This is a genomic window from Thermoanaerobacter uzonensis DSM 18761, assembly GCF_900129115.1.
Taxonomy (GTDB): domain Bacteria; phylum Bacillota; class Thermoanaerobacteria; order Thermoanaerobacterales; family Thermoanaerobacteraceae; genus Thermoanaerobacter; species Thermoanaerobacter uzonensis.
The window spans coordinates 12,208-26,720 of the sequence record NZ_FQUR01000017.1; the positions used below are offsets into that span (position 1 = coordinate 12,208).

19 protein-coding genes and 1 riboswitch are annotated in these 14,513 nt (G+C 32.5%); of the genes, 1 reads left to right on the forward strand and 18 read right to left on the reverse strand.

The window, feature by feature from the left end; all coding sequences use genetic code 11:
* Positions 1 to 10: 10 nt before the first annotated feature.
* The 6 genes from BUB32_RS10190 to BUB32_RS10215 form a co-directional block, all read right to left on the reverse strand.
* Complete coding sequence (locus tag BUB32_RS10190; protein ID WP_072969292.1) at positions 11 to 829, reverse strand: MBL fold metallo-hydrolase; 819 nt, start codon at positions 827 to 829, stop codon at positions 11 to 13.
* Positions 830 to 848: 19 nt separating this feature from the next.
* Positions 849 to 1,193, reverse strand: a complete 345-nt coding sequence (locus BUB32_RS10195; protein ID WP_029688253.1) for a NifB/NifX family molybdenum-iron cluster-binding protein — start codon at positions 1,191 to 1,193, stop codon at positions 849 to 851.
* A complete protein-coding gene (locus BUB32_RS10200) occupies positions 1,190 to 2,065 on the reverse strand; it encodes an ATP-binding protein (RefSeq protein WP_072969293.1) in 876 nt (291 codons plus the stop codon). The genes BUB32_RS10195 and BUB32_RS10200 overlap by 4 nt, the downstream gene beginning before the upstream one ends.
* Positions 2,062 to 2,910, reverse strand: coding sequence for an ATP-binding protein (locus BUB32_RS10205; RefSeq protein ID WP_072969294.1), 849 nt, complete (start codon positions 2,908 to 2,910; stop codon positions 2,062 to 2,064). Before BUB32_RS10205 ends, BUB32_RS10200 begins: the two co-directional genes overlap by 4 nt.
* A gap of 14 nt (positions 2,911 to 2,924) precedes the next feature.
* Entirely contained in the window at positions 2,925 to 3,287 is a 363-nt protein-coding gene (locus BUB32_RS10210; RefSeq protein ID WP_003870835.1) for a NifB/NifX family molybdenum-iron cluster-binding protein, read from the reverse strand.
* A 193-nt stretch (positions 3,288 to 3,480) separates the two neighbouring features.
* Positions 3,481 to 3,840 (reverse strand): DUF5320 domain-containing protein, encoded by a 360-nt coding sequence (locus tag BUB32_RS10215; protein ID WP_072969295.1) that lies wholly within the window; start codon positions 3,838 to 3,840, stop codon positions 3,481 to 3,483.
* A gap of 415 nt (positions 3,841 to 4,255) precedes the next feature.
* Here BUB32_RS10215 and BUB32_RS10220 point away from each other — a divergent pair, with 415 nt between their 5' ends.
* Positions 4,256 to 4,885, forward strand: coding sequence for a class I SAM-dependent methyltransferase (locus tag BUB32_RS10220; protein ID WP_072969296.1), 630 nt, complete (start codon positions 4,256 to 4,258; stop codon positions 4,883 to 4,885).
* 17 nt (positions 4,886 to 4,902) lie between these two features.
* Here BUB32_RS10220 and BUB32_RS10225 read toward each other — a convergent pair whose 3' ends face one another.
* The 12 genes from BUB32_RS10225 to BUB32_RS10275 form a co-directional block, all read right to left on the reverse strand.
* Complete coding sequence (locus BUB32_RS10225; RefSeq protein ID WP_072969297.1) at positions 4,903 to 5,328, reverse strand: hypothetical protein; 426 nt, start codon at positions 5,326 to 5,328, stop codon at positions 4,903 to 4,905.
* A gap of 27 nt (positions 5,329 to 5,355) precedes the next feature.
* Positions 5,356 to 5,505: a hypothetical protein gene (locus BUB32_RS12855; protein WP_159428541.1), complete on the reverse strand. Its 150-nt coding sequence runs from the start codon at positions 5,503 to 5,505 to the stop codon at positions 5,356 to 5,358.
* A gap of 213 nt (positions 5,506 to 5,718) precedes the next feature.
* Positions 5,719 to 6,693, reverse strand: coding sequence for a LacI family DNA-binding transcriptional regulator (locus tag BUB32_RS10230; protein ID WP_072969298.1), 975 nt, complete (start codon positions 6,691 to 6,693; stop codon positions 5,719 to 5,721).
* A 156-nt stretch (positions 6,694 to 6,849) separates the two neighbouring features.
* A complete protein-coding gene (locus BUB32_RS10235) occupies positions 6,850 to 7,818 on the reverse strand; it encodes a carbohydrate kinase family protein (protein WP_072969299.1) in 969 nt (322 codons plus the stop codon).
* Positions 7,819 to 7,884: 66 nt separating this feature from the next.
* Positions 7,885 to 9,360, reverse strand: a complete 1,476-nt coding sequence (locus BUB32_RS10240) for a glycoside hydrolase family 32 protein (protein ID WP_072969300.1) — start codon at positions 9,358 to 9,360, stop codon at positions 7,885 to 7,887.
* A 19-nt stretch (positions 9,361 to 9,379) separates the two neighbouring features.
* Positions 9,380 to 10,207, reverse strand: coding sequence for a carbohydrate ABC transporter permease (locus tag BUB32_RS10245; protein WP_072969301.1), 828 nt, complete (start codon positions 10,205 to 10,207; stop codon positions 9,380 to 9,382).
* Positions 10,207 to 11,091 (reverse strand): carbohydrate ABC transporter permease, encoded by an 885-nt coding sequence (locus tag BUB32_RS10250; protein WP_072969302.1) that lies wholly within the window; start codon positions 11,089 to 11,091, stop codon positions 10,207 to 10,209. Before BUB32_RS10250 ends, BUB32_RS10245 begins: the two co-directional genes overlap by 1 nt.
* A gap of 80 nt (positions 11,092 to 11,171) precedes the next feature.
* Positions 11,172 to 12,491 (reverse strand): ABC transporter substrate-binding protein, encoded by a 1,320-nt coding sequence (locus tag BUB32_RS10255; protein WP_072969303.1) that lies wholly within the window; start codon positions 12,489 to 12,491, stop codon positions 11,172 to 11,174.
* Positions 12,492 to 12,629: 138 nt separating this feature from the next.
* The gene (locus BUB32_RS10260) at positions 12,630 to 12,902 is read right to left on the reverse strand and encodes a hypothetical protein (RefSeq protein WP_234949272.1); all 273 of its coding nucleotides are present in this window, start codon (positions 12,900 to 12,902) and stop codon (positions 12,630 to 12,632) included.
* A 64-nt stretch (positions 12,903 to 12,966) separates the two neighbouring features.
* Positions 12,967 to 13,377 carry a HEAT repeat domain-containing protein gene (locus BUB32_RS10265; protein WP_072969304.1) on the reverse strand — a complete coding sequence of 137 codons (411 nt, stop codon included), beginning with the start codon at positions 13,375 to 13,377 and terminating at the stop codon, positions 12,967 to 12,969.
* Positions 13,374 to 13,703 carry a hypothetical protein gene (locus BUB32_RS10270; RefSeq protein WP_003870821.1) on the reverse strand — a complete coding sequence of 110 codons (330 nt, stop codon included), beginning with the start codon at positions 13,701 to 13,703 and terminating at the stop codon, positions 13,374 to 13,376. Before BUB32_RS10270 ends, BUB32_RS10265 begins: the two co-directional genes overlap by 4 nt.
* Positions 13,696 to 14,352 (reverse strand): DUF6062 family protein, encoded by a 657-nt coding sequence (locus BUB32_RS10275; RefSeq protein WP_072969305.1) that lies wholly within the window; start codon positions 14,350 to 14,352, stop codon positions 13,696 to 13,698. The genes BUB32_RS10270 and BUB32_RS10275 overlap by 8 nt, the downstream gene beginning before the upstream one ends.
* A 52-nt stretch (positions 14,353 to 14,404) precedes the next feature.
* Positions 14,405 to 14,464, reverse strand: a riboswitch (Fluoride riboswitch).
* Between the last annotated feature and the right edge of the window lie 49 nt (positions 14,465 to 14,513).

A 14,513-nucleotide genomic window follows, 5' to 3' on the forward strand; every position in this document is an offset into this window, starting at 1 on the left:
TCCTCTTCTGTTAAACAATAATTGATGAACTGGTAGTCAAATAAGATAGTTTGTCTTTTAAAACAGATTTTAGGATTCCATATTCGTCTATTCCCGTGCAATGACCTGTATATATTTTCTTTATTCCATAGCTATCTATTTTTTTGGCTATTTCTATGATTTCTTCTTCTGGCATACCTCTTAAATGAAAACCTCCAATTAATGACTTGAGAGAACTTCCTTCAAAACGTCTTTTTGCCGTTCCCAAAATATTTAATATACCTGCATGGGAACATCCTGTAATTACATTAATTCCATCTTCTTCTTTTACTACCACAAAAACCTCATCTAAAAAATCATCCTTTATTTTTTCTCCTTTTTCTTCAATTAAAAAATTCTTAGTAGTGAATTCATTGTCATAAACTATGTCAGTGCTTGTAATCACAAAAAAATCTTCTTCTATCTCTGTATCCTCATCTATTAACAGGAAATTGTCTTTATACTTATTATAGACCGTCAAACTAAACCCTATCTCATCTATATTTCCATTTTTCCTCAATACATATTTTTTATCTAAAATCCTCTTATGAGCATATATTTTTACATAGGGATTCTTTTCAAGCAAACCTTTGAGCCCACCAATATGGTCATAATGCCCATGAGTGAGAACCACTTTTTGTATTCTTCCCACATCTATACCCATTAAACCGCAATTTTTTATAAAGTTTTCACTCTGGCCGGTATCTACCAAAACTTCTTTATCATCTTTTTTTACTAAAATTGATAATCCATGTTCTGCTACAAAATTTTTATTAAAAACCACATTTTCTATAAGCACTTGTATTTCCAATTATTCTCTCCTCCCTTCTTTAATGGTGATGTTCGTGTTTTTCACAAGGGCTGTTAGAAGATATCAAAGTACCATTGATGTACTTCTCTGCCACTTCTGTAGCATTTCCTTCAGCGCCAGTTATTACATCTATTCCATAACTATTAAAAAGCTCAATAGCACTGGTCCCCATTCCTCCAGAAATTATACAATCAACTCCTTTGTCTTTTAAAAACTCCGGAAGAAATCCTGGCCTATGACCGGGATTAGGTAAAAAAGTAGAGTCTTTTATTTTACCATTCTCCACATCAAAAATCCAAAAACCTTCACAATGTCCAAAATGCATTGAAACTTCTTCGCCTTCTGAAGCAACAGCAATTTTCATTTACCTTCCACCCCTTCATCTAAAATTTCTTTAATCCTAAGCCACATTTTATAAATTTGCTGGTAAGCAGTGCTGTCAGGATAACTACTTAAGCTTTGTAAATTTTTTAAAGCTTTTACAACCGTTTCATCAAAATCTATTTTCCCAACAACCACAAAGTTGTTTTCCTCACAATATTTTTCTATTTGTTGTGATACTTCTTTATTTAAATCCCATTTATTGACACACACCACAGAAGGAACTTTAAAGCTTTCTATCGCTGACAATACTCTCTTCATGTCAGCAAAACCAGAAAGTGTAGGTTCTGTAACAATTAATACCAAATCAACACCCGTAGCAGAAGCAAGGACAGGACATCCTATTCCTGGAGTGCCATCAATTATCAAATACTCATCGTTATCGTCACTTACTTCCTTCGCCTTCTTTCTCACCTCTGTCACCAATTTCCCTGAACCATCTGCTCCAGGAAAAAGCTCTGCATATACTACTTTTTCTCCCGACTTTGTCTTGGCATATACTACATGGCCTGTTTTTTCCTCTACCAATTTAATCGCTTCAACAGGGCATTTATACATGCAAAGGCCACAACCTTCACAATAATAAGGATTTACTTCAAAATTAGAAATCGCATTAAAGCGGCAAAGCTCTTCACACATCCCACATTCTATGCACTTGTTTTTGTCAATCACAGCCGTCTCTTTACCGTAAAAGTCTTGCTTTTCTATTATTTCTCCTTGCAAAACTATATTTAGGTTAGGAGCTTCTACGTCACAATCCGCCATAATCTTATTTTTAACAATGGTGCTCAAAGTAGTGGCAACTGTTGTCTTCCCTGTACCACCTTTCCCGCTTAAAATTGCTAACTGCTTCATTTTTTTATCAACTCCAATGCATCAGTCGTCAATTTCTCAAATATTCCTTTTACCTCTTCATTAACCTCAATCAACAATTTACCTTTTGAATAGGCCTCTGCAAACTCTTTTTTAAAAGGAATCTTCGCTAAAACTTTTATGCCTTCTTTTTCGCAGTATTCCTCGATAATATTGTCCCCTTCCCCAGCTTTATTAATGACGGCGGCCATAGGAATGCCCATCTGTTTTACAAGCTGTACCGCTAAATCAAAGTCGTGCAGACCATAAGGGGTAGGTTCTGTAACCATAATGCACAAATCACTTCCTTCAATAGAATGTATAACTGGACAGGAAGTCCCTGGCGGGCTATCCACTATTACAGGTTTATCTACATTCTCAATCAATTTATTAATCTCTTTTAAAATAGGCACTCCAGTCGCTTCTCCATAATTTAATTTTCCGTCTATAAAATCTACGCTTTGGGCTTTGCCCTTCCTTATCGTTCCAATAGGTTTGTATTTTTCTACTATGGCATCATAAGGACACATCTCAAAACAAGCTCCGCAGGAATGGCATAAGTGGTCAAACACGAGAATTTTTTTGATTAATTTTGTCAAAGCTCCAAATCTACACGCTTTTACACACTCACCACATAATGTGCATTTGTCGTAGTTTATTTCAGGTATTATGACTTCAACCGTTTTTTCATCTTCTATTTGAGGATTTAAAAATAAATAGCCGTTAGGCTCTTCTACATCGCAATCAACATACAGGCTATTATTAAAAGTTTTGGCAAGGTTAACAGAAACAGTTGTTTTTCCTGTTCCACCTTTACCACTCAATACAGAAATCTTGACTCTTCTCATCTTCAATGCTCCTTTTAATGATGGTGATGTCCTTGATTTGTCGCTTCTGTTATCTTTTCAAGGCTTCCATTTTTAAAAAGCTCTATGTTTGTTTTTACATCTCCTTCTATTGCTTTATATACTGGAATTTCTGCTGCTTTAAATACTTCCATAGCGTTTGGTCCTACACTGCTTGAGATGAGAACTTGTACACCTTCATCTATAAGAGTCTGTGCCGCTTTAGTGCCCGCACCACTGCTTTGGGCTACCGCAGCGTTGTCAATAACTTTATAATCCATTGTCTCACTATCAACTATAATAAAATATTGAGCTCGTCCAAATCTTGAATCCACCTTAGCTTCAAGAGTTTTTCCTTCTGAGGAAATAGCTATTTTCATATTGCATCCTCCATTTCATTATTGACATATGTTACTTACATTTATTAATATATTATTATTTTTGTCATATGTCAATAAATTTATTAAACAAAAAGCACATTAATCTGTTTTACTATAACACTTTAGCCAAATTATATCAGATTAAAGCATAAAAATAAGCAGCCACTTGCGTGACTGCGACTTTTAAAACTAATTATTCCTCTTTTTTATCGTCTTTTTTCTCTAATTGGTCCATTCTTTCTTTTATATATTTTAATTGGTCTTCCAAATATTTTGCTTCGGCACTTAAAACATCTTTTTCATTTATATTGTAGCCAGGATATTGAGGATACCCATAACCATACCATCCTCTTGCCCAACCAGGAAGTCCTGTTAAATAGTACATATGTCTAAATCCTCTTCCTCTACCGAACCAACCGAAGCCTCTGCCAAATCCCCAGTATGCTCCTACAGGATTTAAATAACCAGGTACATTATATCCTGAACAATATCCTAAGCCTCTTCCTGTTCTTGGGCCTAAACCCATTGGACCTGTTCCATCTCCTCTTGGCATATCAATCCCTCCTCTTTTATTTTGGTCATATGACCATTACCTAGTTATATAATATCACTGTTATGGACTTATGTCAATAATATTTTACCCAAAAAAATATTTTTTATTGTTGAATTTTTAAATTCTTTTACTTTCAAAATCTTATCTATCTAAAACCCTTTTAAAATAATTTTACTGTTAATTTTTTTAAGTAAAAGACAGTAAAATATCCATTATAAAATTTTGTAAGATAATAAAAGTTAAAAGTTAAATGATATATGCACAGTATATTACTATATTATATGATATAATAAGGTTGGATAAGATTTATTAAATAGTATATTTGACTTTTAAGGTATAACTTTCGAAGAATAAATATGAGTTTTGAAAAACAAAAAGAAAAAGTAGAAAAAAGTTTCAGAAGGGATGAGAAATTATGCCTAAAATATCTGCTTTTGAAAAACATTTTGACAGATATGAAGAATGGTTTGAAAAAAATGAATACGCCTATCAATCGGAATTAGATGCTGTAAAATTGCTTATGCCGAAATTTGAAAAAGGGTTGGAAGTAGGAATCGGAACTGGAAAGTTTGCAGTACCTCTAGGTATAAAAAGCGGAATAGAACCTTCTTATCAAATGAGAAAAATTGCTTTAGAACGGGGTCTTAATGTGGTAGATGGAGTAGCAGAAAATCTTCCGTTTGAAGACAATTCTTTTGACCTTGTTTTAATGGTGACGACTGTATGTTTTGTAGACGATGTGCTAAAATCCTTCAAAGAATGTTTTAGAGTACTTAAAAATAGCGGTACGATTTTAATAGGCTTTGTAGATAGAGAGAGCACAATTGGCAAAATATATCAAGCAAATAAAGAAAAAAGTCTATTTTACAAAGAAGCAATGTTTTACTCTACAAGTGAAATAGTTGAATTGCTTTACAAAGCAGGATTTAAAAATTTCAATTTCTCACAGACCATTTTTAAAAAACTTGATGAAATAAAAGAAAAAGAACCTGTAAGATATGGCTTTGGCAAAGGCTCCTTCATAGTAATAAGCGCTAAAAAATGATATTTGAACTACACTTTTTAAAACAAAGCTTTTATTACGTTGTCTAAAAAATCCCCTTCTTTGGGTTGCGTATCCTCTTTTGATTCTATTTTTTCTACCAATGTACCTGATAAAACAATTTGCACATTTTGATTTCTATCCACAATTATTGAGATAGGTTCCAAAGCTCCACTAAGTATGCCTAAAATAACCATTATCTGTGAAGGAGTTAAGACTCCCTTCTTTTTTTCATCTCCTCCTTTTCCACCTGTATTATCTTTTTCACCATTTTCCCCATTCCCTTTATCACCATTCCCTCCATCTACATCAGGATGTTCTCCACCTTCTTCATCTTTATCCTCCTCCTTATTTTCTTTTTGGCCATTATCTTCGCTATTTTCCCTTAATCCTAGCTTTAATAGCAAATCTTTCAATTGGGATTCTAAATTATCCGATGAAAACATGTATTTTCTCCCCCTATAACTTTTATGTCATCTTATTGGCAGTGGAAAAATTATTATTGCTGGCTCTTCAGGTCTTGCATAACCCAAACCGAAATAGAGAATCAACGAAAGTACAATTACAAGCAAATAAGCATTTAATCCTTCTTTTTCTTCTTTCATATCGATCACTCTTTTCATAAAATTTTATATACTCATTTTTATATATGATTTTATAGTTTGTCTTGTGCTTGTACTGAATAATAAATATAGGCCTCCACATTAGTATGGAAGCCTTTGCTTGTTGGCAAAATCAGAAATTTATAAATAGGGTATATTCCATTTAAGCCAATATTTAGGCCATCACATAGAATTATACATTTAATTGAATAAAAAAGTCAAGAGAGGTCAAAATTACGTAGTCTCCCTCTCTATCAAAGTTACAGGCAAAATATTTTCTTTTTCCACCTTTTCACCATCTATTTGGCGTAACAAAAGTTCAATAGCTTTTCTTGCTATTTCTTTAATTGGTTGTCTTACGGTTGTTAAAGAGGGAACTACCAAATTAGCAACATTTATATCATCATAACCTACAATTTTCAAATCCTGAGGTATTTTTTTATTTAACTCTTTAGCCACACTTATTACAGAAGCAGCGATTAAGTCACTGCTGGCAAATATACCATCAATGTCTGGATGTTCTTTAAAAAGGCCTCTTACTATTTTTTTATATTCTTCTATTTCAAATCTATTTAACTTTGTTTCTACAACAAAATACTCAACATTCTCTTGTGTTGCTACCTCTTTAAACGCTTTATAACGGTTATTAGCCGGTGTATTCAAAATCAATGGTCCGCTTATGTGAGCGATTTTTTTACATCCCTTTTGTATCAAAAGTTTTGTAGCCAAAATTCCACCTTTATAATTGTCTGAAGCTACATAAGGTATATTGGAATAATATCTATCAATTGCCACTATAGGAAGTTTCACATTTAAATATTGCTCTGCTTCTAAGGTATGACTGCCAATAATTATACCATCAACTTGATGTCTTTTCAGCATATCTATATATCCTTTTTCTTTGCTACTATCTTGCCCAGAATTACACAGTAAAATCTTATAACCTTCTTGATAAGCATAATATTCTATATAACCGGTCAATTCTGCAAAAAAAGGATGTGATACATTGGGAATTAATAAACCTATTAAATAGGATTTTTTTCTGTATAAGGACCTTGCTAATTCGTTAGGCTGGTAATTTAATTCTTTCATCGCCTCATAGACTTTTTTTCTCGTTACCTCGCTTATATAACCTCTGTTATTTAAGACCCTTGATACAGTCGTAACAGTAACTCCTGCTTTTTTCGCTACGTCTTTTATAGTTGGCATGTCTATCACCTTCTATTACTACTTTTTATCTCCTCTTCTATTATACCTTTATCGTCATTACAATGAAAGTTTTCTTTGAGACAGTATGTGTATTAAAATCGCTTTTCTTTCGTTTAATTTAGCCTACAAAATTTTTATATGGACTAATGGCATATTTTACAACGATTTTACACCATGTACTAGTAAATATTTTACTTCTTCTAATGTTGGCATTGCCGGAATTGCTCCTCTTTTAGTTGTGCATAGTGCACCGGTAGCATTAGCAAAGTCAATAATTTTTTCGAGTTCTTGAGCTTCCAATTTCTCTAGGGAATAATCCATTTTTGATATATTATAAAGAACTGCTCCTAAAAAAGCATCTCCAGCTCCTGTTGTATCTACCACATTTACACGATATGCAGGTATATGTCCTGTGCCCGATGTATGTCTATAATAGCAACCTTTTGCTCCTAAAGTTACTAAAACTAGTTTTATCCCCATATCAAATAATGTTTTACTGCCATATTCCAAGTTTGATTCTCCAGTTAGAAATTGTAGTTCGTCTTCAGATAATTTCACTATATCTGCATATTGTAATCCCAAAACCATTTCTTTTTTCGCAACAGTTTCATTTTCCCATAAAGGTGGTCTCCAATTTGGGTCATATGAAATAATTTTTTTATTTTGTTTTGCATATTCAATAGCTTTTAATGTGGCACTTTTTGAGGGTTCATCTGTCATAGATAAAGACCCAAAATGAAATATTTTTCCTTTTTCTATTAAATCCAGTTCAATATCCTCTTCTTCCAACATTGTGTCAGCTCCCGGATTTCGATAAAAAGTAAAGCTTCTGTCTCCTTTGTCATCAAGATGTACAAAAGCAAGAGTTGTATTTGCTTTTGTAGCAAATTTTAAACCGTCAGTATTAATTTGATTATTTTCAAGCACTTTTTTTAAAAAATATCCAAATTGGTCATCACCTACTTTACCTATAAAAGCACCTTTTCCTCCTAATTTTGTAACAGCAGTTAACACATTTGCAGGTGCTCCCCCAGGATTCATTTCAAATAGTGTATTTCCATTATCAGAAAACCCTGCAGGAGTAAAATCAATCAGCAACTCACCTAAAGCTATAACATCATACATTATAATCACCCCACACAGATTTTATTTTACACTGTGGTAACGCTAACTTTAAATTTATCAATAAATTTAATCTACAACAATATCCCATTTATTTAAATAATTAATTTTGCATTCCCCTTTGGAATATACAGATATATTTACCGAATTTTTGCTAGGATATATCCTTCCACTCATTACTTTTTCCCCATCATTAATAAATATCTCAACCGAACTTACATCTACAAATACTCTGAGTTTAAGTTTATTATTTTTTAAAGCTACATTTATTTTCCTTTCTCCTTTAGGCCCTATACCTGATTTATTGCGGTCAAATATAAATAATGATTCATCTCTTTTATATGATAAAATAGTTTCTTCATTGTCTCCTTTTCTTATTTTTAAACCAAATTCCTCTGCTTTACCCCCCTCAAACTCAACTTCAAGTTCATAACAGTCACCATATGTGTCTAAGTTTTTTTCTCCATCTATCTTTAAGTTTATAAGCTTATAATGATTTTTTCTGTAGTTTTCTATTTCTTTAATCGGCCTAAAATATAATTTACCATTAACCATTAAAATTTCCCTTGGTAATATCATGGCTCCAGCCCAATTATGGCCTCTTTCTTGTGTTGGCATAACTTCCCCCCACATATCCATCCATGCAACTATAAGCCTTCTTCCCAATTTATCACTAGTAGTTTGTGGAGCATAAAAGTCAAATCCATTGTCAATCTGTTGATAATCATCAATATCAAACTTAAATATCCCTTTGTTTATGTCTAAATCTCCAATAAAATATATAGATGAGTGAGTACTATTAAAATCATTCCCTCTAGTCTTTATATGTTCTGCAGATACCATTAGTACATACTTACCTTGTAATTCAAATAAATCGGGACATTCCCAATTGTAACCTGTGTTTTCATTCCCTCTCGCAAGTATATTTACAAAATCCCAATCTTTTAAATTTGTTGATTTATACAATAATACCTGCCCGTGTTCATTTCCATCATTTGAACCCAACATCATGTAATAATATTGTCCGTTTTTAAAAACTTTAGGATCTCTAAAATCCTTTTTACTTGCTTCTTCTGGAATTTGTTTTTCCCCAATTACAGGATTTTTACTGTATTTTATGAAATTAATGCCATCTTTCGAGTAAGCCAAATTTTGCACCTGCTTATAATCTTTACTCTTATCAGGTCCTGTATATATGTGTCCAGTATACAGTAAACATAACATATCGTCTTTTTCAATGGCACTACCTGAAAAACACCCATCTTTGTCAAAATCATCTCCCGGCACTAACGCTATTGGAAGATAAGACCATTTAACCAAATCCTTACTAATCGCATGCCCCCAATGCATTGGACCCCAAACTGCTTCATAAGGGTTGTGCTGATAAAACAAATGGTAATTACCTTTGTAATATATAAATCCATTAGGGTCATTAATCCAACCATATTCACCCATTAGATGGTATTTCAATCTATACTGTAAATTTAATCTACTCTTATTTGCTTGAATATACTTATTTGCATCATTTATATTTTTAAGTTCCAATTCTACTACCTCCAGACCTTTATTTTATTGAACCCTTTAAAACGCCTTCTATAATCTGCTTTTGCATTAGTAAATATGCAATTATTACAGGAATTGTAGCTAACATAAGAGCTGCCATAGCAGGCCCATATTCAATCGTGTAAGTTCCATAAAAATAGAAAACAGAAAGCGGTAAAGTTCTCTGCTCTGGCGCCATGAGTACTAAATATGGCAATAGAAAGTCATTCCATATCCACAAAATATCCAATATAGCTATTGTTGTTGTTACTGGCTTCAAAAGCGGAAAAACAATTTTAAAGAAAGTCTGAAGCTGGCTGCACCCATCAATAGTAGCAGCCTCTTCTAATTCCAATGGTATACTCTTTATAAAACCGTGATACATAAATACGGCCAAAGATGCACCAAAACCTACATACATATAAATCAATGCCCATTTGCTATTCATCATGCCGATAGAACCATATATTTTTACAAGGGGTATCATTATCCCTTGGAAAGGAATAATCATAGATGCCACCATAAAAAAGAACATAAACTGATTAAATTTCCACTTTTTTCTTACAAAAATATAAGCAGTCATTGATGACAGCAATGTAATCAAAAATACACTAAAAGCAGTTATAATCAAAGAATTCAAAAAAGCATGTAGATAATTCATTTTTGTAAAAGCATCAATATAATTGCTTAAATTCAGCACCGACGGAAGCTTGAGTGGGTTTTCTAGGATTTCCTTTCTCTCTTTAAAGGAATTAATTAAAACTATAAAAAATGGAAATATATAAAGTACCAAAAAAATACTTAAAGCAAAAAATTTTATTCCACCAAGTAGGCGATTTTTCTTTTCCATCAATTTTCCACCTCCAGCTTTTTGCTAAAATACACCTGAAGCAACGTGACAGCCGCTACCACAAAAAAGAGAAAAAACGCCTCTGCTTGACCAATACCATACTGCTGACTTAAAAAAGCAGTGTTATATATGTGAAGTGATATGAGTTCGGTGCTTTTATATGGTCCTCCATTTGTCAAAGCCAAGTTTATATCGTAAACCATAAACCCTCTTTGTAAAGTCAAAAAAACACTTATAGTAAAAGAAGGCACCATTAATGGAAGTATCACGTTTTTTAATCTTTGATAAGTATTTGCTCCGTCTATACTTGCTGCTTCTAACAAATCTCTCGGTATATTCATAAAACCTGAAATATATATCACCATCATATAACCAGTATACTGCCAGACTGTAACAATCACCAAAGCCCAAAAAGCTTTGTCAGGATCTGACAACCAAGAGCCTGACAAAATTGGTATATTATACGATTTTCCTAAATATACTAAAATGTTTGAAAAAATAAATTGCCATATAAAGCCTAACAATATTCCGCCTATCAAATTGGGAGTAAAAAAACCTGCTCTAAAGAAATTTTGGCCTTTTGCGCCACTCGTTAACATATAAGCCAAGAAAAAAGCTATGATATTAATTAATATTACTGTGAAAAATACATATTTTAATGTCAATAAAAAAGATGTCCAAAATATTTTATCTTTAAATACTTGTAAATAATTTGAAAAACCTACAAAAGCATGTGTAGCAGAAATACCATTCCAATCAGTAAAAGTTAAATATATTCCATATAAAAACGGTAATATTATTACTGTGAGAAAAGCAAAGGTAGTAGGTCCTGCAAATATCAAGTACGTTTTGAGTTTAGCCAACAAAGTTTTTTCTTGTTCCACACCCATATCCTCCTTCACTTTTATATTGAATAACGGATAGGCAATAACATTCTATCCGTTATTCAATCAAATCTTACGTATTATTGAACATTTTTCCAATAATTTTCTATTTCATTAATCAAGCCTTTTCTGTCAATTTTTCCTGCCAAATACTTTTGCATTGAAGCTCCTAACTTTGACCAGTGGTCAGGCGGCAATGTAGTCATAAACTCTAAAGTATTACCACTCTTAACATACTGCAGAATAGATTTAGCAAGGGGATCTTGCGGTTGTAAAGTTATATTTTTAAATGCAGGTATAATGTTAAGTTTGTTCACAAGCATATCTTGACCTGTAGAGCTGTATACCAACCAATCTAAAAATTTCTTAGCTGCACCTTGCTGCTCAGCACTATTTTGTGTTTTATCTATGCCGATAAATTTTGTTACACCTACAGGTATACCTGAATTACCATAGTCATCTTGGCTATTGCTGATTGGTACAGGTATAAAGCCGTATTGTCCATTTGCAGTATCAAATTCTTTTATCTGTGGCCATGCCCAATTTCCCATAAACCAAAATCCAACTTCACCTTTACCAATAAGCTCTGGTCCTCTATCATAAGTCGGAGATAATGGATCATTTTTATCTATGTTATGCTTTTTCATCATGTCAAAAGTATCCATTAAGCCATTAAACACTTTATTATTTGCTAAATCAACTTTTCCCGCTTTTAAGTCTGATAAAAATTGAGCTACTTGAGCAGGATCTTTAGATTGATCCGCATACGTTATTGAAAGGAAATGGGCGCCTAAAGACCAATCCATTGGAGAAATTTCTAGTGCTTTAGCACCTGTTGCTTCTACTTTTTTAAATGCTTCTTCTAAAGCATCTCTCGTCTTTATAGAACTCGGATCAAAGTTTCCACCATAAGCCTTGTCCAATACAGCCTTGTTGTAAATAAGTCCATATCCTTCAACAGCAAATGGGAACGCTATAACCTTTCCATCCACTGTAGCTGCATTTAAAGCACCATCTATTGCATCTGAAACCCATTTTTCACTGCTTAAATCTAAGAATTTATCTTTGAATTTTGCTATATCACCTGGATCTAACATTGCCATTGTTGGTGCATTACCAGATGCATACATGGATGTAACCTTTTCAAAAGGTGACTGACCGGCTGCTGCAGGAATGACTTCTACAGTAATATTCGGATTTTCTTTTGTAAAAGCTTTAGCTGCATCTTCTAATTGAGCCTGAATTTCCCCTTTAGAATTTAGCAAAGTAATTTTTACACTCTTTGTTGCCGTGGCAGTACTATTACTTTCTCCATTATTGCTGCTTTTTGTACCACAGCCTGCCATGAGCGAAAAAACCAATGCAAACGTCAACATAATGGATAAAATTTTTCTCTTCATGACAATCCCCTTTCTTTAAATTTTTTGATTACTCTTATTATACTTGATTAATTTTTATGTGTCAACCGTTTGACATAAATTTTTTGATAAAATGTCAACCGTTTATAATGCGGTTGACATTTTTGAAACTTATTAATATTATAATAGATTGTATCTTGCTATTTTATTAATTTGTTCAATCAATCCTTCTACCTTCTCCTTTTGGGAAGATTCAAATCGTGACTTAAAAACATTAGAGCCAGATACATTAATAGATAAATTTAAAAACCCAGTTTCTTCCTCATCAATGTACGCATTTAAAATCTTATGTATAGGAATATAAATCCATATACCACCATATTTTACATCTTTTATAGACTTTGCATTTTCTTCTTGTAATATTATTAATTCTTTATTTGTAAATATAATCATATGAGAAGTGGATTTTATTCTTGTAAAAAATTTTAGGTATGGTACTATGATTTTGTTTCACAATTTACATCTCCTTATTTACCACTTTTGTTTTAATCTTCTCCAAAGAATTTTTAATGATATTTTTTGTTAAAACTGAGAATTTATCTTTGTTTTCTAAAAGAAAACTGTGAGACTCTTCTCCACCAATCTCTCCAAGAGCCCAAACAATAATCTGTTCAATATATGGGTCCTTTTTACCCCCATTATTGCGTAAATGTTCTATCAATACTTTTTCTGCTTTTTTTATTTTAAGTTCTCCAATTATTTTTGCTGCCATATAAGCGACATTATAATCCGGATGATTTATGGCTTTTATAAGTTTTTCACTGTAATCATCATCTGATATATTTTTAAAATCATATCCGCAATTTGAGCACTTTTCTTCTCCAATTTCAGCTATTTTAAAACACACAGGACATATATATCTCATCATTCATCAACCCTTATACCTAAAGTTTTTTTAAGATATCTATTTTCAGATTCATAACCTTTTAATCTTATTTCAAGTGTTTGGTTGTCACGCATCAACTGGAAATTTTTAAATTTCATTGCAGAGTATTTAGACGCCATAGAAATCAGCTGTCTTCTTAAATCATCTTCATTAGGATTATCCCTTTCTATTTGATATGCTTTAATCCCCATTTCAAAAATAGCTCTATATGCGTCTTCTTCTGTAAAACCATCTTTTTCAAAGTCTGCAACTAACTCTTTGATTTCTTCAAAGCTTTCATCAGTAATTTCAAAAGAAATCCTAATCATAATAGCCACCTCTCAATAATTTCAATGCTCTTTCAATCGAATCCTTGGAGTCATACCATGGTTCATCATGAAATCTATAATCAAATTTTGTTATAAACCATTCGAGGTCAGTAATATTTTTTTCAATTGCAGCTTCATTTATTTTAAATATTTTCTCAATTTGTGGTGTAACATCCTTTGCACTTTCCATAAGCATATTTAAGTGGTGGAAACATAATCTAGACAAGCCTTCAATGTGCCTTTCAACAAAATCTTTATCAGCATGTAAGATATCTATCAATATATGCATCTGGTATTTATCCCTTTCACTTAAATAATCACAAACAAGGCATTTGTTTTTTGTTTCTTTCCCTCTTTTTTTCTTTAAAGATTTACGTTTGTCTGCAATTTGCTGCAATTTATAACTGATATTTGCTTTTAATGCAATTGCCAAACCTAATTTATCATATGAGTTATTCAATAATTCCAAATGATAATGGCAAAAACTTGTCTCTCTTATTTTGACATACATTTCAGGGTCTTTTAAAACCTCATCTTCAAACAAATGCTCACAATAGGCTTTTTCTTCGTCTTTTATAATCTTACATATTGGACAACCTCCCTTATATTTTTCAAAAACCTCATACAATGGAATAAATTCTAACTTCATGCAGATTCCCATCCTCTCTTTTTTGTCAAATAAACAAAAATGGCTTCCACGAAAGTACGTAGAAGCCATTAGCCTTCACGGCAATAAGGTGAGCTTCATCACCCTTAAATATGCTTTTTTCCAATTTTCAATATTATTATACTATTTCTTTGGAGAAAATA